The organism is Synergistales bacterium (assembly GCA_021736445.1).
GTDB lineage: Bacteria > Synergistota > Synergistia > Synergistales > Aminiphilaceae > JAIPGA01.
The window spans coordinates 34,204-54,597 of record JAIPGA010000007.1; the positions used below are offsets into that span (position 1 = coordinate 34,204).

20 protein-coding genes are annotated in these 20,394 nt (G+C 62.5%); 5 read left to right on the forward strand and 15 right to left on the reverse strand.

Features of this window, described 5'->3' with window-relative positions; translation table 11 throughout:
• Positions 1 to 98: 98 nt before the first annotated feature.
• The 3 genes from K9L28_02400 to K9L28_02410 are packed head-to-tail and all read right to left on the reverse strand — an operon-like array spanning position 99 to position 3,348.
• Positions 99 to 1,529: an FAD-binding protein gene (locus K9L28_02400; GenBank protein MCF7935182.1), complete on the reverse strand. Its 1,431-nt coding sequence runs from the start codon at positions 1,527 to 1,529 to the stop codon at positions 99 to 101.
• A complete protein-coding gene (locus tag K9L28_02405; protein ID MCF7935183.1) occupies positions 1,519 to 2,544 on the reverse strand; it encodes an electron transfer flavoprotein subunit alpha/FixB family protein in 1,026 nt (341 codons plus the stop codon). Before K9L28_02405 ends, K9L28_02400 begins: the two co-directional genes overlap by 11 nt.
• An 18-nt stretch (positions 2,545 to 2,562) precedes the next feature.
• Positions 2,563 to 3,348, reverse strand: coding sequence for an electron transfer flavoprotein subunit beta/FixA family protein (locus tag K9L28_02410; protein MCF7935184.1), 786 nt, complete (start codon positions 3,346 to 3,348; stop codon positions 2,563 to 2,565).
• Positions 3,349 to 3,553: 205 nt separating this feature from the next.
• Between K9L28_02410 and K9L28_02415 the strand changes: the two genes are divergently transcribed.
• The 4 genes from K9L28_02415 (at position 3,554) to K9L28_02430 (ending at position 7,275) form a co-directional block, all read left to right on the forward strand.
• Complete coding sequence (locus K9L28_02415) at positions 3,554 to 4,207, forward strand: GntR family transcriptional regulator (GenBank protein MCF7935185.1); 654 nt, start codon at positions 3,554 to 3,556, stop codon at positions 4,205 to 4,207.
• Between the two features lie 143 nt (positions 4,208 to 4,350).
• Positions 4,351 to 5,379: a DctP family TRAP transporter solute-binding subunit gene (locus K9L28_02420; protein MCF7935186.1), complete on the forward strand. Its 1,029-nt coding sequence runs from the start codon at positions 4,351 to 4,353 to the stop codon at positions 5,377 to 5,379.
• 70 nt (positions 5,380 to 5,449) lie between these two features.
• A complete protein-coding gene (locus K9L28_02425) occupies positions 5,450 to 5,998 on the forward strand; it encodes a TRAP transporter small permease (protein MCF7935187.1) in 549 nt (182 codons plus the stop codon).
• The gene (locus K9L28_02430) at positions 5,995 to 7,275 is read left to right on the forward strand and encodes a TRAP transporter large permease (protein ID MCF7935188.1); all 1,281 of its coding nucleotides are present in this window, start codon (positions 5,995 to 5,997) and stop codon (positions 7,273 to 7,275) included. The genes K9L28_02425 and K9L28_02430 overlap by 4 nt, the downstream gene beginning before the upstream one ends.
• A gap of 78 nt (positions 7,276 to 7,353) precedes the next feature.
• On the opposite strand, the gene K9L28_02435 is transcribed toward K9L28_02430, so the two are convergent.
• From K9L28_02435 to K9L28_02490, 12 genes are all read right to left on the reverse strand, one after another.
• Positions 7,354 to 8,244 carry an isocitrate lyase/PEP mutase family protein gene (locus tag K9L28_02435; GenBank protein MCF7935189.1) on the reverse strand — a complete coding sequence of 297 codons (891 nt, stop codon included), beginning with the start codon at positions 8,242 to 8,244 and terminating at the stop codon, positions 7,354 to 7,356.
• Positions 8,245 to 8,372: 128 nt separating this feature from the next.
• Complete coding sequence (locus K9L28_02440) at positions 8,373 to 8,759, reverse strand: hypothetical protein (GenBank protein ID MCF7935190.1); 387 nt, start codon at positions 8,757 to 8,759, stop codon at positions 8,373 to 8,375.
• Positions 8,759 to 10,738, reverse strand: a complete 1,980-nt coding sequence (locus K9L28_02445; protein ID MCF7935191.1) for a TRAP transporter fused permease subunit — start codon at positions 10,736 to 10,738, stop codon at positions 8,759 to 8,761. Before K9L28_02445 ends, K9L28_02440 begins: the two co-directional genes overlap by 1 nt.
• 116 nt (positions 10,739 to 10,854) lie before the next feature.
• The gene (locus K9L28_02450) at positions 10,855 to 11,880 is read right to left on the reverse strand and encodes a TAXI family TRAP transporter solute-binding subunit (GenBank protein ID MCF7935192.1); all 1,026 of its coding nucleotides are present in this window, start codon (positions 11,878 to 11,880) and stop codon (positions 10,855 to 10,857) included.
• A gap of 129 nt (positions 11,881 to 12,009) precedes the next feature.
• Positions 12,010 to 12,528, reverse strand: a complete 519-nt coding sequence (locus tag K9L28_02455) for a 3-isopropylmalate dehydratase small subunit (protein ID MCF7935193.1) — start codon at positions 12,526 to 12,528, stop codon at positions 12,010 to 12,012.
• Positions 12,528 to 13,799, reverse strand: coding sequence for a 3-isopropylmalate dehydratase large subunit (locus K9L28_02460; protein MCF7935194.1), 1,272 nt, complete (start codon positions 13,797 to 13,799; stop codon positions 12,528 to 12,530). The genes K9L28_02455 and K9L28_02460 overlap by 1 nt, the downstream gene beginning before the upstream one ends.
• A 34-nt stretch (positions 13,800 to 13,833) precedes the next feature.
• Positions 13,834 to 15,219, reverse strand: coding sequence for an MmgE/PrpD family protein (locus K9L28_02465; protein MCF7935195.1), 1,386 nt, complete (start codon positions 15,217 to 15,219; stop codon positions 13,834 to 13,836).
• The gene (locus K9L28_02470) at positions 15,200 to 16,624 is read right to left on the reverse strand and encodes an MmgE/PrpD family protein (protein MCF7935196.1); all 1,425 of its coding nucleotides are present in this window, start codon (positions 16,622 to 16,624) and stop codon (positions 15,200 to 15,202) included. Before K9L28_02470 ends, K9L28_02465 begins: the two co-directional genes overlap by 20 nt.
• A gap of 5 nt (positions 16,625 to 16,629) precedes the next feature.
• Positions 16,630 to 16,956: a DUF4387 domain-containing protein gene (locus tag K9L28_02475; GenBank protein ID MCF7935197.1), complete on the reverse strand. Its 327-nt coding sequence runs from the start codon at positions 16,954 to 16,956 to the stop codon at positions 16,630 to 16,632.
• Positions 16,953 to 18,356: an MmgE/PrpD family protein gene (locus tag K9L28_02480; GenBank protein ID MCF7935198.1), complete on the reverse strand. Its 1,404-nt coding sequence runs from the start codon at positions 18,354 to 18,356 to the stop codon at positions 16,953 to 16,955. Before K9L28_02480 ends, K9L28_02475 begins: the two co-directional genes overlap by 4 nt.
• Positions 18,357 to 18,367: 11 nt before the next feature.
• Positions 18,368 to 19,753 (reverse strand): DUF1446 domain-containing protein, encoded by a 1,386-nt coding sequence (locus tag K9L28_02485; protein ID MCF7935199.1) that lies wholly within the window; start codon positions 19,751 to 19,753, stop codon positions 18,368 to 18,370.
• A gap of 90 nt (positions 19,754 to 19,843) precedes the next feature.
• Positions 19,844 to 20,077 (reverse strand): hypothetical protein, encoded by a 234-nt coding sequence (locus K9L28_02490; protein ID MCF7935200.1) that lies wholly within the window; start codon positions 20,075 to 20,077, stop codon positions 19,844 to 19,846.
• Positions 20,078 to 20,152: 75 nt separating this feature from the next.
• On the opposite strand from K9L28_02490, the gene K9L28_02495 reads away from it, so the two are divergent.
• Positions 20,153 to 20,394, forward strand: a 242-nt coding sequence (locus K9L28_02495) for a ribonuclease R (GenBank protein MCF7935201.1), incomplete at its 3' end; no start/stop codon positions are given.

A 20,394-nucleotide genomic window follows, 5' to 3' on the forward strand; every position in this document is an offset into this window, starting at 1 on the left:
GTGCGGTTGCCCTGCCCCTCAGGGAAAGCAGGGCAACCGGGGAGAGGGGTGCGCTCCAGGCATCCCTCTCCCCGGTTTTGGAAGGCAAGCGGACGCCGTCAGTCCTCCGGGGCGATCTTTCCGGGGTTGAGGATGCCCTGGGGGTCGAAGGCGGCCTTGACCCTGCGGATCAGGTCGATCTGGGCCCCGTCGAGGAAGAAGGGCAGCGCGCCGCTCCGTTTGAGCCCCACGCCGTGTTCGCCGGTGAGGGTGCCGCCGAGCTCCCTGGTGATCCCGTAGAGCTCGGTGCGGGTCGCCGCCAGCCGTTCCTTCCAGCCGGCATGCTGCTCGGTGTCGAAGACGGTGATGTGGATGTTGCCGTCGCCAACGTGGCCGTAGGAGACGAAGGACTGTCCGTGCGCTGCGGTTACCTCCTCGATGGCTGCCATGAGTTCCGGGATCCGGCTGGAGGGGACCACCAGGTCCTCGTTGAGGTTGTCCTTCGGGCGGATGGCCCAGACCGCCTCGGGGACGCTCTTGCGGGTCTTCCAGAGCTTGTCCCGGGTGTTTTTGTTGTCCGCCACGTAGACCTCCAGCGCCCCCTGGGCCAGGCAGAGGTCGCCGATCCGCTCGTACTCGTCGGCCAGCGATTCGCTGTCGTTGCCCTCCAGCTGGATGATCAGGTGCGCGCCGGCCTCGCTGTAGGGGATGGGCGTATTGAGGTAGTCCTCGGTGATCCGCAGCGACCGCCCGTCGATGAATTCGATGGACGAGGGGAGCACCCGCCCCTCGGTCATGATCTGCGGAGCGAAGGCCATGGCGCTTCGGATGTCGGCGAAGGGCACCAGCAGGTCCACCGTATGCCGGGGAAGCGGCAGCAGCTTGAGGATCACCTTGGTGACCACCGCCAGCGTCCCCTCGGAGCCCACCAGGAGATGGACGAAGTCGTAGCCCGTCACGTCCTTCCGCCGTTTGCCGCCGAACCAGGTGACCGACCCGTCGGGGAGGACCGCTTCCAGCCCCAGCACGTTGGCCCCGGTGGCGCCGTACTTGATCACCTTGTTGCCGCCGGCGTTCTCCGCCACGTTGCCGCCGATATAGGAGGCATCGCCGCTGCAGGGGTCGCCGGCGTAGAGGAGTCCCTCCCGGGCCGCGGCGGCGGTGATCTCGGCGGTGACCACCCCGGGTTCCGCCGTGACGGTGAGGTTCTCCCTGTCCACCTCGAGGATACGGTTCATCTTCTCGAAGGAGAGGACGATCCCCCCGTAGCGTGGCACCGCCCCGCCGGAGAGCCCCGTCCCCGCGCCCCGGGGGGTGACGGGGATGCGGTGCTCCGAGGCGTACCGCAGGATGGCCGCCACGTGCTCCGCGGATTCCGGGAAGACCAGCAGGTCGGCGCAGTAGTCCTCTGTCCAGACGGTGGGCTCCACCTCGTCCAGAGAGTAGCTCCGGAGCTTCTCCCGGTCGGTGGCCACATTGTGGGCTCCGATGAGCCGGCCCAGCTCCTCCTCCGTCTGGGACGTCACCGGGTTGAACCCTCTAGCTGTCATGGTCCTCACCCCTCTTTGCGCGGATAGCGGCGGTCAGCCGCGGGAGGATGTCGAAGAGATCGCCGCAGAGTCCCACGTCGGCGATCCGGAAGATCGGTGCCTCAGGGTCCTTGTTGACCGCCACGATGGTCTCGGCGGTCTGCATGCCCGCCATGTGCTGCACCGAACCGGAGATCCCCGCGGCGAGGTAGAACCGGGGGGAGACCACCTTGCCCGAGAGCCCCACCTGGTGGGGGTAGGAGATCCACTTGGATTCCACCGTCGGCCGGGAGGCCCCGATCCCGGCGCCGATCTCGCCGGCGAGCTGTTCCAGCAGGGCGAAGTGTTCCGGGGCGTGCAGGCCCTTCCCCCCGGCGACGACGCACTCCAGATCCTGGATGTCTGTTTCGCCCGCTTCGAGTTGCTCCACGCCGTGGTCGGCGATGGGGCTTCCCAGCAGCCCTTCCGGCAGCTCCGGCCGTTCGATGTCGCCGGCCGGCTCCGTCGGATGGGGGGCCCGAAAGGTCCTGGGCCGCACGGTGGCCATCTGGGGGAGATGGTCGGGGGTCTTGATGGTGGCCATCACGTTGCCGCCGATGGTCGGGCACGTCTGGAGGAGCAGCCCCGTTTCGCCTTCGATGGAGAGCCCCGTGCAGTCCGCCGTGAGCCCCGTATCCAGCAGCGCCGCCAGCGCCGGCATGAAGGAGCGCCCCGAGGTGGTGGCTGGCGCCAGGAGGATCTCCGGCGGCCCGGCGGCGAAGAGGTGGTGCAGGATACGTGCCGTTCGCCGGGGATCGAAGGCGGCGAGCTGTTCGTCCTCCACCAGCAGCACGCTGTCGGCGCCGTAGCGGAGCGGTTCGCCCCCATCGCCTTCCAGGGGCGGACCGACCAGCGCCACCGTCAACGGGGCGCCCAGGGTGTCGGCGAGCTCCCGGCCCTTCCCGGCGAGCTCGAAGGTGACCGGGTGGATCCGGCCCCGGCGCACCTCGCCCACCACGGCCACGCCGCATGTCTGTTGTCCTTCCCTTCGTCGCATAGCTCTCTCCTTCCGCTGCTAGAGCAGCGCCTTCTCCCGGAGGATGGCCACCACCCGCTCCAGGCCCCTGTCGAGATCCCTGCCTCTGTAGAATTCGGTGCTCCGGGTCAGTGTGGGTTTCTCGATATGGACGACTCTGGTGGGCGAACCTTTCAGTCCGGATTGCTCCGTTTGGAGACCCAGACCCGCCGCCGTGCGGTTGGGGATGTCGCAGCGCCGGGCCTGCTTCTTGCCGGCCAGTGTGGGCATGGAGGGGTCGTTGAGGTCGTGGAGGACGGTGAGCAGACAGGGGAGCGGCAGGCTCTGCCGGTGGAAGCCCTCCTCGACGCTTCTGGTGATCTCCACCTGGTTTCCCTCCAGGGCGAGACCGCTCACGAAGGTGGCGAAGGGCAGGTCCAGCATGGTGGCCACCTCGGGGCCCACCTGCCCCGTCTCGCCGTCGGTGGCCTTCTCTCCGGCCAGGATCAGATCGAAGGGACCGTCACGGCGGAGCGCCGCGGCCAGGGCGAAGCTCGTGGACCAGGTGTCCGATCCGGCGAAGGCGCGGTCGCTCAGAAGCACCGCCCGGTCGGCGCCGAGGGCCGTCGCCTCCCGAAGGGCGGTCTCCGCCTGGGGCGGCCCCATGGAATAGACCGAGAGTTGCGCGCCTTTTCCCCGTTTCAGCTGCAGCCCTGCCTCCAGGGCGTTGAGATCCAGAGGGTTGATGATATTGCCCACACCCTCCCGGATCATTGTTCCCCGTTCCGGGTCCATCCGGACCTCGTCGGTGTCGGGGACCTGTTTGATCAGTACGGCGATGTGCATGCGTCACCTCCATGCTTCTCCCCGGATGGGGTACCGTATCCCAGTGGTTCGACTGTCGTTGCAAAATAGTACAACATGGGCTATAGTTGTGTCCAGCGAAGTTGTGCGATAATTTGGGCGATATCCCGGTTCAATGCGGGTTGACGGGGACGAGAAGGGAAAATCGTCTGTGTACAATTTATTTTAAAACACTAAAGGGGCTGTCATGTCCAGAGGATCGCAGACACTGACCGAACAATCCTACCGCAGAATCCGCAACCGCATCCTGGCGGGGCAGTATCCCTCGGGGACGGCCCTCCGTGAGGAGGCGCTCTCCCGCGATCTCGCCACCAGCCGGACACCGGTGCGGGCAGCGCTGAAACGTCTCGAGTCGGAAGGCCTGCTCGAACAGGTAGAGGGGCGGGTGCTCCGGGTGCCCCGGATGACCATGGAAGATATGGATGAGACCTTTGTGGCCCGCCGGCTGGTGGAGGGGAAGATCGCCGAGCTGGCTGCGGACCGCGCGACGGCGGAGGAATTCCGCAGGCTGCGTCAGTACATCGACGACGAGCAGGAGGCGGCCCGTACGGGGGAGACAGGCTTTGTCCTCAACATGGACAGGCTCTTCCACGGGACGCTGGCCAAGGTGGCGGGCAATCCCCTGCTCGGGGAGTTCCAGGGGCGGATCAGCACCAAGGTGACGCTCTTCCTGGTGCTCAGCGGTACCCTGGAGGAGGCCATGATCAGCAGGGCGCTTGACGAACACCAGCAGCTCCTTGCCGCACTGGAAGCACGGGCTCCTTCGTCGGCGCGGCAGGTCATGGTGCGGCATCTGGACAATGTGCTTGTCCGTCTCCGGGAAGCTGTATCCGGGGCGTAGAGGGCATTGGCGCGACAGAGCGGTACTGCGCTGTGGAAGGGGGTGGTCCCGGCGGTTCGGAAGCGAAGGGCGGAAATGTCATAAGGGAAGAGAGTGGTGCGGAGCCTGCCGGGCTCCGAAAGATGAAGGGAGGAGATTTCCCTATGAAACGGATAGCGCTTATTGGTCTGGTTGTTGTCCTTGTGCTGAGTCTCTCCGGCGCCGCCTTTGCGGCGAAAACGCTGAAGCTTGCCAACGCCGGCCCCGCCGACCCGAAGGACCGCACGGTGATCGCCGTCGATGTCTTCAAGAACTACGTGGAGAACAAGACCAACGGCGAACTGGAGGTCCAGGCCTTCCACGCCTCGCAGCTGGGCAACGAGAAGGAGATCCTGGAAGGTCTGAAGATGGGCACCATCGAGCTGGGGACCATCACCACCGGCCCGATCCCCACGCTGTTCAAACCGATCATGGTCTTCGACATCCCCTACCTCTTTCCCAACAAGTACGTGGCCTGGGAGGTGCTGGACGGTCCCTTCGGCGAGAAACTCATGGACAAGATGCTCGAGGAGACGGGCATCAGGAGTCTGGCCATCAGCGAGAACGGCTACCGGCACTTCTTCACCGGCGACGCCGTGATCCACTCCCCCGAGGACATGGAGGGCCTCAAACTCCGCACCATGGAGAACCCCGCCCACATGAAGATGGTGGAGGCCCTCGGCGCGTCGCCGACGCCCATCGCCTTCGGCGAGCTCTACATGGCCCTCCAGCAGGACGTGGTGGACGGTGCCGAATGTCCCATCACGCTGATCAACAACATGAAGTTCTACGAGGTCCAGGAGAACACCGTGCTCGACGGCCACCTGTACAACCCGCTGATCATGTTCATCAACAACGGTGTCTGGAAAAGCCTCAGCGAGAGCCAGCAGCAGGCGGTCTTCGAGGGCGCCCAGCTCTTCAAGATCACCCAGCGCGCCCTGACGGAGCGCCAGGTGCAGACGGGCATCCAGCATCTGAAAGACGAGGGTATGGCAGTCTATGTCCCCACACCGGAGGAGAAGGCCCAGTTCCGCGAGCTCTCCCAGCCCGCCGTCCTGACCTATGTCCGGGAGCAGATCGGCGACAAGTGGGTGGACGAGGTGATCGCAGCGGTCGACGAGGCCTCTGCCAAAGAGATGCAGCTGTTGAAATAGCCTGATACGAAAAACCTTGCAGGGCGGGGTGTCTCCCCGCCCTTTTTTACAATGGTAAGGGGGTGGCTCCGTGGCGTTCCTCCAGAGACTGAACCGTCTCTTTGACAGAATCGCGTCGGTGCTCGTGATCTCGCTGATGGCCGTGATGGGCGTGGTGGCCTTTACGGCGGTGGTCTTCCGGTTTGTCCTCCATTCGCCCCTGACCTGGACCGAGGAGTCGGCCCGGTACATGATGATCTGGGTGACCTTCATGGGCGCCGGGCTGGCCATGCGGCAGCGCCGGCATATCGGGGTGACCATCGTGGTCCAGCGCCTGCCGGCGTCGCTCCAGCGTACCGTCAACATGTTCGCCGAAATCGTGATGATCGCCTTTATGGGCGTGCTGCTCTACCAGGGGCTGAACCTCACCTACCAGCTGCGGACACAGGTTTCGCCGGCCATGAACTTCCCCATGATCATCCCCTATCTGGCCGTGCCGGCGGGGGCGCTCTACCTGATGACGGCAATCCTGGAGTTCTTCCTGGATCGTTCCGCCGGTGCGCTCTCCACGGCGGATACGGAGCTGGAGCGGCAGAACTACGGGGAACCAGAGCAGGACAACGAGGAGGATAGGCCATGATGACATTGATGGTAGTGACCTTCGTGGTCTGTTTCGTCATCGGCATCCCGCTGGCCATGGTGCTGGGGATCACCGGGCTGCTGGTGATCGTCGCCATGGGGGTGCCCATGCAGCTGGCGGCGCAGCGCATGTTCACCGGGCTTGACTCTTTTCCGCTCATGGCGGTGCCCTTTTTCATCCTCGCCGGTGATCTGATGAACCGCGGCGGCACCACGGTGCGCCTCATCCAGTTCGCCAACAGCCTGGTGGGGCACATCACCGGCGGGCTGGCCCACGCCAACGTGGTGGCCAACATGCTCTTTGCCGGGATCAGCGGCTCCGCCGTGGCCGACGCCTCGGCCATCGGCTCCATCATGATCCCCGCCATGGAGAAAAACGGGTACCACAAGGATTTCAGCGCCGCCCTCACCTCGTCGGCGGCGACCATCGGGCCGATCATCCCGCCCAGCATCATCATGGTGATCTACGGTGTCTCCGTGGGGGTCTCCGTAGGCGGGCTCTTTGCGGCCGGCTTCATTCCCGGCGTGATGATGGGACTTGGACTCATGGTGGTGGTCTACTTCGAGGCCCGGAAGCGCAACTACGCCAGCTTCGGGAGCTTCTCCCTCGCCCGGGTGGGGAGCGAGTTCAAGGGTGCCATCTGGGCGCTGCTGGCGCCGCTGATCATCATCGGAGGGATCCTGGGCGGCGTCTTCACGCCTACCGAGGCGGCCGCCGTAGCGGTGGTCTACTCCTTTTTCATCGGCAAATTCGTCTACCGGGAGCTCTCCTGGAGGGATATCCCCGCCGTGCTCAAAAACAGCGGCATCACCACCTCGGCGGTGCTGCTGATCATCGCCATGGCCAACATCTTCGCCTGGGTGATCGCCGCCAACATGATCCCCCAGAAGCTGGCGGGCGTCTTTCTTTCCATCTCCGACAACCCCTATGTCTTTCTCATTATCATCAACATCTTTCTCCTCATGGTGGGGATGATCATGGAGACCGGCGCGGCGATCATCCTGCTGGCGCCGATCCTGGCACCCATCGCCGTGCAGCTGGGCATCAACCCGCTGCATTTCGGTTTCATGATGGTGCTCAACCTGGCCATCGGGATGGCCACGCCGCCCGTCGGGGTCTGCCTCTTCGTCAGCTGCGGTCTCACCGGCCTCAGCCTGGAGCAGATCTCCAAGGCGGTCTTCCGGTTCATCGCCGTCATGCTGGTGATTCTGCTGATCGTCACCTACGTGGAGCAGATCTCCCTGGTTCTGCCGCGGCTGCTCGGGTTTATCCAGTAGGTTGGTGTCGCTGGAGGGGTTGACGAAGGCCGATGTTCCCGGGAGCTTGCTCCCGGGAACATCCAGATGAGGGATTGATTATTCGACAAATTTGGGGAGGTACTCCTGTTCCAGAGAGCGGTAGTGGTGGTAGCCGATCAGCTCCTTGAATTCGTCGAAACCGGCGACGAGGTCGGTCCGGCCTTCAGCCAGACGGTCGCCGGTGATGGCCTGGAGATAGTTTTGCATCCCCTTGATGGCGGCGAAGAGCGGCCCTACGGGGATGCTGATGCGACCGACACCCATGGCGCGAAGGGTCTCGATGGCCACAAGCGGTGTCTTGCCTCCCACCACGGCGTCGAAGAGGTTGATGCTTACCGGTGCCCCGATGTCGCGGATGGCACGTTTGATCTGTTCTTCCGAACGGGGAGCCTCCACAAAGATCAGATCGGCGCCGGCTTCGGCATAGGCCTTGCCGCGGTCGATGGCTGCCTCGATCCCTTCCACGGCGATAGCGTCGGTACGGGCGTTGATGACGAAGTCGCTGTCCAGTTCGTCGGCGGCCCTGCGGCAGGCGACGATCTTTTTCACCATTTCCTCGGGGGGAACAATCTGTTTCCCCTCCATATGCCCGCAGCGCTTGGGGAAGACCTGGTCCTCGATGTTCATGCCCCCGGCGCCTGCCTTGATGAACTCCCGGGTTACCCGCCGGGCGTTGATGGCGTTGCCGAAGCCCGTGTCGGCATCGAACATGACAGGGACGGAGACGGCATCGACGATATTCCTGGAAAACTGCAACGCTTCGTTGAACGACAGAAAGGCCATGTCGGGCAAGCCCAGATAGGAGGCGGCGAGCCCGAACCCGCTGACCTGAAGAGCCTTGAAGCCATACTGCTCGATCAGTTTGGCCGAGATCGCGTCGTGTGCCCCGGGACAGACCAGTGCCTGCCGCGCTTCCACCAGTTGTTTGAGCTGTGTGGTCATTCTCATATCGGTTTCCCCGCTTTCACCTGTATTCTCTGTTGCGCCACAAGGGAGGGGAGAACGGCTACGCTCTCCCCTCCCGTCCGCTACTCTCCATTCAGGGAAGGTGCGTTACATCCTCCCTCCCGCCGTTGTTACTCCTTGGGGAGAACCGTGAGGCTTGTGGTGGCTTTTGAACCCTGCTCCCCCACTGCCGTAATCGTATATGTCCCCGGATCGATATAGACCTTCGGGATCCCGCCGCGCGGCTCGAGGACGAAGCTGCCGTCGCTGTCCGCTTCTACGATTCCTCCGGTACCCGCCTCGCCGAAGGAGTAGTTGACGTCGCCGACATCCATAATCACGCGCACCTTCTCCCCGGCGTTGAAGCCGGTACCGGTGAAGACCAGCTTTGTTCCCGGCGTTCCTTCCGGGGGATCCACCTTGATCGTCGGTGCGTCGGCGGCGAAGGCGGTGCCGAAGAGCAGTGTGACACAGAACAGGGCAAGGATTGCCGTGATACCTGACCGAACGTGATGCATTACCGTTTCACCTCTTCCTGTGGTGATGATGGACGGCTCTGTGCCGTCCTGTGGTTTGTCCCGTGTGTTGTCATCGCTGCCGGTCCGACGGATACGGCGGCTGAGCGCTTGATGAGACGTTCGACCAGAAGACCGATTCCGGTACAGACCAGGCCGATGACAGCGTAGATGTTGCTGGGGAAGAGCAGGAAGATCCCACCGGCAACAAACAGCATGCGTATGGGGAGATTGAACCTGCTCTCCGCATGGCCGAAGAACCCGTAGGAGATCACGAATGCACCCAGGGCGCCGCTTCCCGCCGTGTAGAGGATCCTGATCAGGTTTGGCACCCGGCCGACCATGGCGGGATTGAGGACAAAGCAGAAGGGAACGATGAAGGCCACCACGCCGAGCCGGACGGCGTTGAGGCCGGTTCGGAACCAGTCCCCGCCGGCGATGCCCGCTGCGACGATGGCCTGTGTGCAGGTTGGTGGCGTCACCCCTCCCAGCAGGGCCCAGTAGATGAAAAAGAGATGGGCCGCTACCGGGTCCACGCCGAGACGGAGCAGCGGCGGAACGAGAATGGAGAGGCAGAGGACGTAGGTGGGTACGACAGGCAGGGATGTCCCCAGGAGGAAGGGCACGATGCTGGCTATGAGCAACGCCAGGATGAGACTCTCGCTCCCCATGGCCATGATCAGCCCGCTGAGTTTGGGGGCGATCCCCGTGATGCCGATCATGTTGACCAGCACGTTCACGGCCACCAGAATCGGGATGATCCGGGCGAGGCCGATGCTCCCGTCCTTCAGTGCGTAGGCCAGATCGTGCAGCGTGGTGGCGATGCCCTTCACGGGCGTGTCCAGCAGGAGCGTAAGGATTACGCTGGAGAGACAGGCGTAGAAACCCGCATAGAGAAGCGGCCTGCCGATTCCGATCAGAACGAGCAGCGTTCCCGTGGGGATCACCAGCACCGACAGCCGACGGAAGGTCAGCACGTCCTTCCAGCGGGGGATCTCCTCCTCGGGGAGTGACGCCAGTCCGGCGCGGACCGTCCGGAAATGCACCCCGCCGAAGACCCCGATGTAGTACATCAGGCAGGGGATGCTGGCGTAGCCGATGATCTTGAGGTAGGAGATGCCCAGGAACTCGGCCATCATGAACGCCGTGACGCTCATGATGGGGGGCGTGATCCCGCCTCCAGTGGAAGCGATCGCCTCTACGGCCCCGGCGAAGTTGGGATGGTAGCCGAGTCGCTTCATCAGGGGGATGGTGTAGTTCCCCGTGACGGAGACATTGGCGACCCCGCTTCCGGAGATGCTGCCGAAGAGGGCGCTGGCCACCACCGCCGCCTTGGCCGGTCCGCCCCGGAGTCTCCCGGTGAGCGCCAGGGCGATGTCGATGAAGGTGCGTCCGCCGCCGCTGGCTGTCAGAAGGGCTCCGAAGATGATGAACATGGAGATGAAGGTGGCCGACATTCCGGTGACACTGCCGAAGAGTCCCAGCGGCGAGTAGTAGCTGGTGTTCAGAACATACCGCAGTGTGATCCCCCGGAGCTTCCACATGCCCGGGAACAGATCCCCAGCCATGATATAGACGAAGAGCAGCACCACCATGATGGGGATCGCCCATCCCACGGTCCGGCGTGCCGCATCGAGCACAATGAGAAGCAGTGCTACGCCGAGAACCAGATCGAAGGTACCGGCCTCTCCGGGTCGCATATAGATGCTGGTGGCGTTGAAATAGATGTTGATGTTGGCGGCGAAGACAACGGCGATGGTAAAGAGATCCCACCAGGAAAGGCGGTCTTCTTCCGCTTTTTTACTGAAGGGGAAGGCGAGCAGCGCCAGCGAGAGTCCCAGCGCCACGTGCATCGCCCTGAGCTGGAGGTCGAGGAGAGGAACGAAAATAGGGACGGAAAGCTGCACCAGAGCAAAGACCAGCGCTCCCCAGAAAAGCAATCGGTGACGGTTTTCCAGAAGGATTGCAAGACCCTGCGACATGATCTGATCTCCCGTTTCATTCAGTCTGTCTGCGTGCCGACCGCCCCCGAGGGATGCCGTATACGCAGATCACCGGGTTCACTCCGTGTCCGAGTGTCCGGCCGGACGCATCTGTTCTACTGCTGCGGTTCGTATTCCGGCGGGATGAAGCGTTCCGGAACGTCGATCCCCTGTTCCTTCGCGTACTGTACCAGGCCGGCATGAGCCGGGATCTCTCCACCCGGTGCGGCGTATTTGAAGTAGTCCTCCACGGGCTTCCAGCCCTTTACGCCGGAGTAGGCGTCGGCGATCTTGTCGAAGTTCTCCACATAGGTCTTGATCATGTGGTAGCCGGTCTCCTGCGAGATCCGCGGTGTCGCCACAGCGCCCACAATGGGACACTCTTCCCAAATGGGGCCGACCTCGGGGAGCTGCTTGATCTTGCCTTTGGGCGTTTCCAGAAAGTTGAGATAGGGGTAGGTCTCGCGGACCTTCTCGATATTCTCCTTTTTGAATCCGATAGCGGTAATGGGTGTGGTGAGGTTCACTTCGATGAGCGAGGAGTCGATGGCGTTGATGGAGCTGGACTTCTGGAGCCCCACGATCCTGCCCTGCTTGAGAAGGTTGATGGCGTCCCCGTAGGCCGCGGGAAGGAAGTCGATCTCCGTTCCCAGAACCTCGTCGATCTTCATCATGTACCCCGCACCGGACGAACCGGGGATGCCGGGGCTGAACCGCTTGCCTGCGAGATCGGAGAAATACTCGACGCCGGAATCCTTGCGGACATAGACACGGTCGGCGATGATATTCCGCACGAAGAGCCAGCGTACTTCCTTCCACTGTTCGCCCTCGAAGGTGTCCATCCCCTTGTACATCTGCATGGCCGAGGGGAGGTCGACACAGAGGGCAAAATCAAAGATGCCGTCGTGCATCCTCCGCAGATTGTCCAGGGCTGCACCGCTTTCGACGACGGTGACATTGACGCCGATATCGGCCTTGTTCATCACCGAAGCCGTGGCCACACACCAGGAGTAGAGGCCGGATGTGGACGAGGTGCTGCCCATATTCAGATATTGGGTATCCCGCGCCATTCCCGCCGTAGCGCTCAAAGCGAAGACCGCTACAATAACCAGCAGCGCCAATAGGAACTTGTTCCGTGTCATTCTGAGTAACCCTCCTTGCATGTCTTTGGTCGGAAACCTGTGCTTTAGAACCGTCCGTACCACGCAACCGCCTCTGTATCCGACTGGAAAACCGGGCACTGCATCACTCCTTTCATGGCATCGCTCTCTCTATGTTTGCAATCTCTGGCCTGTAACGAAGTCGCCGTGCCGTTTGAGGTATGGAACCAGTCCGCCTTCGTCGAGGATGGCGACCATGATGGGGGGGAGCGGTTCCACGCGGTAGGTCCTGTTTTGGCTGTGGTTGGTTACATTTCCTGCTTCAATGTCCAGGCTGAGCCTGTCGCCGGCCTCGATATCCCGGGTGTCGCAGAGCAGGGCCGGCAGGCCGAGGTTGATGGCGTTGCGAAAGAAGATCCGGGCGAAGGAACGGGCCAGAACGGCACCGACGCCGGCGTGTTTCAGGGCGATGGGTGCCTGTTCCCTGGAGGAACCGCAGCCGAAGTTCCGCCCGGCCGCCACCAGATCCCCTTCGCCGCATTTGCGGGCGAACCCGGGATCGATATCCTCGAAGAGATGGTCGGCGAGACTGGAGTAGTCGAGTGTCTTCGTGTACTTTCCGGCGATGATGTAGTCGGTGTTGATATCGTCACCGAAGATATGGGCGTTACCGACAATCCGTTTTGCCATCAGTGCCGCACCCCCTTGACGTCGAAGCCCCGCGGGTCACGTATTCTGCCCTCTACGGCCGAGGCGGCGCAGGTGGCCGGCGAGGCCAGGTAGATGGCGGCTTTGTTGTTGCCCATACGTCCTTTGAAGTTCCGGTTTGCGGTGGAGAGCACGGTTTCGCCGTCGCCGGGGATCCCCAGGTGGGTCCCCGGGCAGGGGCCGCAGCCGGGAGGCATTATGACGGCCCCTGCCTTCAGGAAGGTCTCCAACAGACCTTCCGCGGCGGCTGACTGAAAGATCTTGCGCGAGGCAGGACAGATCAGGAGCCGCACCCCTTCCGCGACCTGACGGGATGCCAGATAGCGTGCCGCCGTCCGAAGGTCTTCCAGGCGTCCGTTGGTGCAGGTCCCGATGAATACCTGCTGTACCGGGGTGCCCTCCACATCTGTGACGGGGGCGACATTGTCCACGGTGTGTGGTTTGGCGATCTGGGGCGCTATGGAGCCGGCATCGAGGTCCAGGGTCGCGGCGTACTCAGCGTCGGGGTCGCTTGCCACCGGTGTGCCCCCTCTGTGTCCCAGCGAAGCCCGCCACTCTCTGAGTACCCGGTCGGCGGGCATGATGCCGGCCTTGGCACCGCACTCGATGCTCATGTTGGCCATGGTCAGCCGCTCGGGAACGGGCAGGGAGTCAATGGCTTCCCCGGAAAACTCCAGGGCCAGATAATCGGCGCCGCCGGAACCGATCCTGCCGATGGTGGCCAGCATGAGATCCTTGCCCGTAACCACCGGGTGGGGTTCCCCGTGGTAGCGGAGTTTCATCGTCTGGGGTACCTTCAGCCACAGCTTCCCCGTCAGGAAGACGCCGCTCATGTCGGTGGAGCCGATACCAAAGGAGAGGGCGTTCAGCGCCCCGTAGGTACAGGTATGGGAGTCCGTACCGACGGCGAACTGCCCCGGCGCCGCCAGGCCTTCTTCCACCACGATTTGATGGCAGACGCCCTCGCCGACGTCGTAGAGCCTGATGCCCTGCGCCGAGGCGAACTCCCGGATCATGGAATGCAGCCCGCTGACCCGTTCGTTCGGGCTGGGGGTAGCGTGATCCAGGATGAAAACGATCCGCTCAGGGTGGCTGACGCGTTCCGTTCCGAATTCGCGGAACGCCCTGATGGCGATCGGTCCGGTACTGTCGTGACTCATGGCAAGGTCCACCGAGACCACAGCGTAGTCTCCGGCGACGACATCCTGTCCGCAGTGGGCGCCGATGATCTGTTCAACCGCGGTTTTCCCCATGTTCTTCCCTCCTGCCTCCAGATCCGCCCGGAGCCTACGATCCGGTACCGAGAAGTCCCGTGAACGCCGTGACCGAATCGAGCTCTTCCATATTCCGCACGGTGGTGATGATCCGTTCCTGCCGCTCCGGTTCCGGAAAGGCCCTGCCGGCCAGTGACGTAAACTTGTAACGCAGTTCCGCCTCCGTGAAGGGGTTGTTGGGGTGTCCCTTCGGGTAGGTCTCCCTGAGATTGAAGATCCGGCCGTCCGCGGTTTCCACATCCACCTTGACGGTATAGCGGTAGGCCCGGGGCAGGTTTTCGATCTCCTCGTCGTCCACAACCTCTACCTTTCTGGCCAGCTCAAGGATTCTGGGATCCCTGATCTTTTCCTCGGTGAACTGGTCGATGAAGGCATTTCCCTCAAGGAGGGTGACGGCGCAGACATAGGGATGACTCAGCTGGGCGGCCACAACGCTGGTGATGGCGTCGGCGTCCACGGAGTACTTTCTGGTGATGCTGGTAGTGTGGGCCGTGACCTTCTTGATATCCTCCGGACCGATATCGGGGTGTTCCTCCCGGAAGCGCCTGAGAGCCCCGATGGTGGTGTGTTTGCTCCGGCAGGTGGAGTACATCTTGAGGCCGATGCCCATCAGTTCCCAGCGGGTGCCCAGATCACCGCATATCCGGTCCTTGTCGTAGACGTCGTCGGTGAAGCAGTTGTAGAATCCGCCGAACTTGTTTTCAAAGACATCGGTGATCCCGGTGAAGCCGTTTTTCGCCAGCTGAGCACCGAGGATGGCGCCTTCGGAGCTCTTGGAGGGTACGATTCGTTTGGCCATGGCCGAAAACTGAACGGCCTGCAGTCCGCCGGCCCAGTTGCCGGCGATGCCCATGGCGTTCATCATCTGTTCGGTGTTCAGCCCAAGCATGTGCCCCACGCCTGCGGTGGAGCCGAAGGGGCAGCAGGATCCGGTGTTGTTGAATCCCTGGTGGGCGATCTCCATGCCCACCGGCGCCGCGACGCGGCAGGAGATCTCGAAGGCCAGAGCTGCTGCGGTGAGGAAGTCCTTGCCGGAGAGATTCCCCATCATCTCGGCAAAGGCGGTGATGCAGCCCAGGACACCGGTGGAGACGTGGATGATGCCGTCGGTATGGGTGTCGTCAAGTTCGAAGGAGTTGATGGCCGAACCGTTGAGCATCATGGCCATCAGTACAGAGGTCTTGTCTCCTGTTCCCCAGATGCTGGATTCCTTTCGGTCCGTGGTGGCCGTCAGGGTATCCCGGTAGATCTGCATCCACGGTGTGGTGGAGCCGAAGAGGCCGCAGCCGTATCCGTCGAGCAGGACGATCTTCAGATGGTCCAGTACCTCTGCGGGGATGTCCTCGTACTTCAGGTTCGCCGCGAATGCGGAGAGCTCTTCATTGATGGTCCGTGCCATGATGTCTGCTCCTTTCGCTTCTTGTTGTGTCCCTATCGGGAGATCCAGGCGCGAGCAGAGCGGTCAGCGGCGTTACGGAAGAGGCTTCTTCCATTGCCATGGTTTGCTCGATCAGGTTGTCCTGGATGTCCGCCGTCACCGGTCCTGCCGTGATCTCCCGGAACTTCCCGAAGAGCTCTTCCCGGCTCATGGGGTTTTCCGGAGAGCCCTTGGCATGGTCCACACGGTGGCGGTAGCGCGTTCCTTCGGTTGTCTCCACCTCAACGGCCATGGAGCGCGGATTTGGGTAGTTCCGCTGGATTTCCGGGTCGACCTCGATCTGTACCTTCTTTGCGATCTCCGGGATACGGGGGTCCCTGACCGCCTCCTCGGCGTAGGCGTCGAGTCCCGCGTGGCCCCAGAGCAGCACCGCCGCCAGGCCGTACTGGATGCTCAGACGGGCGTGGAGTACGGAGTGGACCTCCGGGATGTCCGATCCCTGCTTTGCGTTTCTGTGGGTCCGGATCCTGATGGCCTTGATCCCCTCCGGGAAGAGCGGTTGTTCGTCCAGGATGTGCTGCATGGCCTCCACGGCGAAGTGGACGTAGCGGCAGGAGCAGAAGGGTTTGACGTAGATTCGCCGCAGATGCCAGTCGCTTCCCAGTTGATCGGTGATCGTTTCAGGCCGTGCTTCGTCGGCGAAGCAGTGGCAGAATCCCAGCTTTCCTTCGACGACCTGCTTCGGTCCCGTGCATCCCTTGGCGGCGAGCCGTGCGGCGAGGATCCCGTTCTTCGCCGCGTTGCCCGGGTGGAGGTGCTTGACCAGCGAGCCCTCGATCTCGTACTGGTTGATCCCCGAGGCCAGGCTTCCCGCCAGCCCAAAGGCGTTGGCGAGCTCTTCGGCCGACAGGCCCAGCAGCTTTCCAGCGGCGGTGGTGGTGCCGAAGGCGGCCACCGTTCCCGTGGGGTGGAAACCCCGAAGATAGTGGGAAGGATTGATGGCGGTGCCGATACGTAGTGACGTCTCGTACCCGGCAATGATGGCTTCCAGGAGTTCGCGTCCGCTTAAGGAGCGTTCCTCGGCGAGAGCGAGGGCTGTAGGTACGATGGACGAACCGGGGTGGTAGGTGGCGTGCTTGGATCCGTCGTCCAGTTCCAGAGCGTGGGCCATCATTCCGCCTGCCAGTGCGGCGGTAGCTGCATTTGTCTGTCCGGCAACCCCGGCGACGGTGCAGCGTCCCCGTTCTCCCAGGTCTTCTGCATAGCTTCGCGCGATTCTGCCGGTCTCCGACTTGTGGCAGCCGGCGAGCAAAGCCCCCAGTGTGTCCAGGAGGCAGCGTTTGCCCAGATCGACGGTGTCCCGCGGAAGGCTGTCCAGCTGCAGGTCTTCCGCAAAGGCGGCGAGTTCTTCGGCTATCGTCGCCACGGCCGTTACGCCTCCCAGGGGATCTCGAGGCTGAACAGGGGGGCGTACTGCTGGCAGCCGTAGACGTCGGTCTCGCCGGGGCCTCCGCTGGTCAGGGGACGGCGGAAGTTCGCCTTGATCCCCATGCCGGGGTCGAAATACATGAAGTTGAGCACCTTCTCCTCCGGTACGTTATAGGCCTGTGCCACGGCCTTCCGGTCGATAACCCCGCTTTCCTTGACCCGGTTGTAGATCTCCCGGTCGTCGAAGATGATCTCCAGCGTTACCATGAAACTGCCGGCGTTCTTGCTCCTGATGGTCCGTGCGAGTTCGCAGATGTTTTTGGTCTTCATGGCCTGCAATACCTCCCGAACAGGGTCACAATCTCCTTGTAGTCCGTGCTTTCCGGCGGGGCCTCCACCACCTGTTCCCAGAGTTCCGCCAGGAAAGAAGGGGGATACCAGTGGGCGAGCATGGCGCCCAGCTTGTTGTAGAGTTCGTTGTCGTCCACGGGGTTCTCCGGCTCTCCCTTCGCCACGGGGATCGCTTTTTGAAAACGTCTGCCGTCACGGAGGACGACGTCGATCCTCGCTCCCCGTTCTTCCGGATACCGGGCGTCCATCTCCGCGTCGATGCGGATCTCTACTTTTTCCGCCACCGCCTGAAGCCACGGATCTGCGAGCGTAGCCTCTCCGTAGTCGGAGAGGGTGACATTCCCCCGGTCGAAGGCGAGGGCCACCGAAAAGGGGAGGCTGAACATGGCCTGCTCGTAGCTCTGGGGGCAGTGGATATGTCCCACCTCCGCGGCTCCGAGACTGTAGGTCCATACGGTCACGCCTGCGATATCCTCCAGGGTTGGTTGCAGTTCCCTGTAGGCCTCTCTGGCAAGATCGATGGTGGCGTGGCAGTGCCTGCAGGTGGGGTAGAGTTTGGTGTAGGTCTGGAGGATCTCCCACCGCTCGCCCAGTTCGCCGACCAGGGCGGACTCGCTGTATTCGCTTCCCGACATGGCCTTGAGCCACCCATGTTCCCCCTCGAAGAGGGAGCGGGGGCTCCCCGCGCCGCGGCGGGCCAGCTCCGCCGCCAGGATTCCCGACTGGGCGGACCGTCCCGGCTGAAGCGGCTTGGATGAGGGGTGGTCGTGGAGCATCTCCTGGAGACCGGCGCTCTGCAGTCCGCCGAAGGAGATGGCGAAGGCGGTCCGTTCCGCGTCCAGCCCGGCGATGGATGCGGCGGCGGCCGCCGCGCCGAGGCTCCCGCAGGTGCCTGTGGAGTGGAATCCCCGCCGGAGGTGGGAGGGGTTGATCGCCCTGGCCGCCCGGAGCATCACCTCGTAGCCTGTGACGATGGCCCCAAGGATCTCCGGGAATGCGGCGCTGTCCCGCTCGCCCGCCGCCAGGGCCGCAGGGCATACCGCGACGGCAGGATGGCTGGTGCCCCACCGGTGTCCGTCGTCCAGTTCGATGGCGTGCCCCATGACCCCCATTCCCAGGGCGGCGTTGCCGGCGGGCAGCAGGACATCCTCGCCGAGCAGGGTGGCTTCGGGGCGGCCGCCCTGCTCGATGAGCCAGGGGTTGAGCACCCTGGCCAGCGGGCCTTCCCGATATCCCACAGCCAGCTCACTCAGGAAGTCCACCAGAACACGACGGGCTTTCCGCCGAACCTCTTCCGGAAACGACAGATAGCTTCTTCCCTCGAAATACCCTGCCAATCGCTGCAGATAGAAGGGGGCCCGAGTCTCGGTCGCTGTCATGATGGATTCCCTTACCCGTTCACCGTCTCGAAGGTGTAGCGGAAGATCTCGCTGTCCAGGGGGTTTTCCAGAGTGAGCAGATGGTCCACTGTCCACCTGTAGCACTTGTTCCTGGGATAGAGCGGCTCGTCGGTGATCAGCCCCACCGATCCGCCGGAGGAATTCATCTGGCCGGGGTAGCTCATGTAGAAGAGCCGGAACTTGGCACACTTTGCCACCGATGTGGCCAGCTCCTCGTCCATGGAGATCACCTCGATCACCACGGCGGCCTCGTGGCTTTCCGTCCGTTCCACCGGTTCGAGATCTTTCATGATGGCGTTTTTCCCGTAGACATGGAGGAAGAGCTCGTACTGACCTTCCCTTTCGGCGCCGATGATCTGCGAGACCTTGGTGCGGGTGTCCGCGAGGATCCCATCGAGGTTGGCAATGGCCCGGGTGTCCCGTATGCCTACGAGGTGGTAGACCCGGGATCCCACCAGGCCGGCCCCTTCCAGCTTGACCTTGTAGCTCCCGTCTTCGGAGGGGACAAAGACGCTGTCGTAGACCCCGGTGATACGGTCTGTCTCGGCGACATACCGGGTTCCGTGCATGTCCAGCGTTCCGCCGGGGGCGCCCTGGATGAACGGGTCGGTCCGTTCGTACATGGAGTGGGCGGCCACGCTGTGCGGGGTGGCCCGTTGCCGGGGATGCATGGGTTCGATGGTGAAATGGTCTTCTTTGACTGTAGCGATAACGGACTCCTTGACCATCTGGGGCCAACAGACCAGGGAGGCGCACTCCGCTGCCTTGCCCATGTGGAGGCTGATGCCTCGGGGGAAGCCCCTGTAGATCGGATAGGCCGCCAGGACCGCATCATCGCAGGCCCGTCCGGCGATTACGACATCCGCCCCCTGTTCGAGGGCGTGGATGATCTGCTCGACACCCATGCTTGCTGTCATGTTGCTGGTGCTGTCCAGCACCTCGTCGGTGAGCTCGTAGTCGGCACCCAGAGGCTCCGTTTTGCCCTGGTACATCCGTTTCCGAATGGCCTCGATATCCACCTGGGAGTAGATGCAGGCCATGGTAAAGGGTGCCAGCTTATGTTCTTCGGCGATCTCCCGGATCAATCCGGCGTAGAGATCCACACCTCTGTCCGTCCCCGTGGTGCTGCAGGATCCGACGATGAAGGGGACGTTCTTTTTCCGGCTCTCGATCAAGGAAACCTTGAGATCGTGACGCTCCCATTCGATGGGGTTATGCGCCATATCGGCGCCGAGGAAGGTCGGTCCGGCATCGGCCGTACCGGCGTCTGCCGCGAAACAGTCGATATCGTGCTGCACGCCTTTGTAGAATGATTTCTCCTCGATGATGTTATCTCCGAGGTTCCCTGTAGAAACAAGAAGCGAGATCTTGTCCATCTTCTATGCCCCCTTGCTGCGGAATCCATGTCAAAACGGAAGTCCATTTCCGTTTTCTGGAAACGAATGTACATCGCTTTTCGTGGGCTGTCAAGGGTTTTCCGAAGAAAAATCGCGCTTCGTTTGCCCCGATCGCCATTTTTTTATTAAATCCACTTCAAAATGGGCTCTTTTTGGTTGTTCGGGTGGTTTTTCTTTTGGTGAGTAGCAGATTGCAGGAAAAGCCGAAATGGGTGCTGCATGAGGGGTGTGCCTTGCATTTCGGAAGTCCGTTTCCTTGTTTTGGCTGTTCAAACCGTTGGGAATCGGGTACACTACCTCCATTGATTGGAGGCTCTGCAGCGAGCATCCTTTCTGCCTGTCATGCCCACAACGAATTCGTATAACGGAGGAAGACCGATGAAACAGAGCTATCCGCCGACGCAGGTGGAGATCCTGCGGGTTCTCTACTTCTCCGAAAGCTCCCAGAACGCCGTAGACCTCCAGAACACCCTGGCCATGCGGGACATGCCCCTTGACCCGAGGACAGTCCGCTATCACCTCTCAAGTCTTGAGGAGTTGGGCCTTATCGAACGCTCCGGCAAACGAAGGGTGGAGCTGACGGAGAAGGGGATCGAAGAGGCCAAGATGCTCTTTGTCTT

What these genes read in the sequence shown, in the direction of transcription:
- K9L28_02400 (MCF7935182.1), bottom strand. Translation starts at nt 1,529, where the DNA reads ATGACAGCTAGAGGGTTCAACCCGGTGACGTCCCAGACGGAGGAGGAG.
- K9L28_02405 (MCF7935183.1), bottom strand. Translation starts at nt 2,544, where the DNA reads ATGCGACGAAGGGAAGGACAACAGACATGCGGCGTGGCCGTGGTGGGC.
- K9L28_02410 (MCF7935184.1), bottom strand. Translation starts at nt 3,348, where the DNA reads ATGCACATCGCCGTACTGATCAAACAGGTCCCCGACACCGACGAGGTC.
- K9L28_02415 (MCF7935185.1), top strand. Translation starts at nt 3,554, where the DNA reads ATGTCCAGAGGATCGCAGACACTGACCGAACAATCCTACCGCAGAATC.
- K9L28_02420 (MCF7935186.1), top strand. Translation starts at nt 4,351, where the DNA reads ATGAAACGGATAGCGCTTATTGGTCTGGTTGTTGTCCTTGTGCTGAGT.
- K9L28_02430 (MCF7935188.1), top strand. Translation starts at nt 5,995, where the DNA reads ATGATGACATTGATGGTAGTGACCTTCGTGGTCTGTTTCGTCATCGGC.
- K9L28_02435 (MCF7935189.1), bottom strand. Translation starts at nt 8,244, where the DNA reads ATGAGAATGACCACACAGCTCAAACAACTGGTGGAAGCGCGGCAGGCA.
- K9L28_02440 (MCF7935190.1), bottom strand. Translation starts at nt 8,759, where the DNA reads ATGCATCACGTTCGGTCAGGTATCACGGCAATCCTTGCCCTGTTCTGT.
- K9L28_02445 (MCF7935191.1), bottom strand. Translation starts at nt 10,738, where the DNA reads ATGTCGCAGGGTCTTGCAATCCTTCTGGAAAACCGTCACCGATTGCTT.
- K9L28_02450 (MCF7935192.1), bottom strand. Translation starts at nt 11,880, where the DNA reads ATGACACGGAACAAGTTCCTATTGGCGCTGCTGGTTATTGTAGCGGTC.
- K9L28_02455 (MCF7935193.1), bottom strand. Translation starts at nt 12,528, where the DNA reads ATGGCAAAACGGATTGTCGGTAACGCCCATATCTTCGGTGACGATATC.
- K9L28_02460 (MCF7935194.1), bottom strand. Translation starts at nt 13,799, where the DNA reads ATGGGGAAAACCGCGGTTGAACAGATCATCGGCGCCCACTGCGGACAG.
- K9L28_02465 (MCF7935195.1), bottom strand. Translation starts at nt 15,219, where the DNA reads ATGGCACGGACCATCAATGAAGAGCTCTCCGCATTCGCGGCGAACCTG.
- K9L28_02475 (MCF7935197.1), bottom strand. Translation starts at nt 16,956, where the DNA reads ATGAAGACCAAAAACATCTGCGAACTCGCACGGACCATCAGGAGCAAG.
- K9L28_02480 (MCF7935198.1), bottom strand. Translation starts at nt 18,356, where the DNA reads ATGACAGCGACCGAGACTCGGGCCCCCTTCTATCTGCAGCGATTGGCA.
- K9L28_02485 (MCF7935199.1), bottom strand. Translation starts at nt 19,753, where the DNA reads ATGGACAAGATCTCGCTTCTTGTTTCTACAGGGAACCTCGGAGATAAC.
- K9L28_02490 (MCF7935200.1), bottom strand. Translation starts at nt 20,077, where the DNA reads ATGGAGGTAGTGTACCCGATTCCCAACGGTTTGAACAGCCAAAACAAG.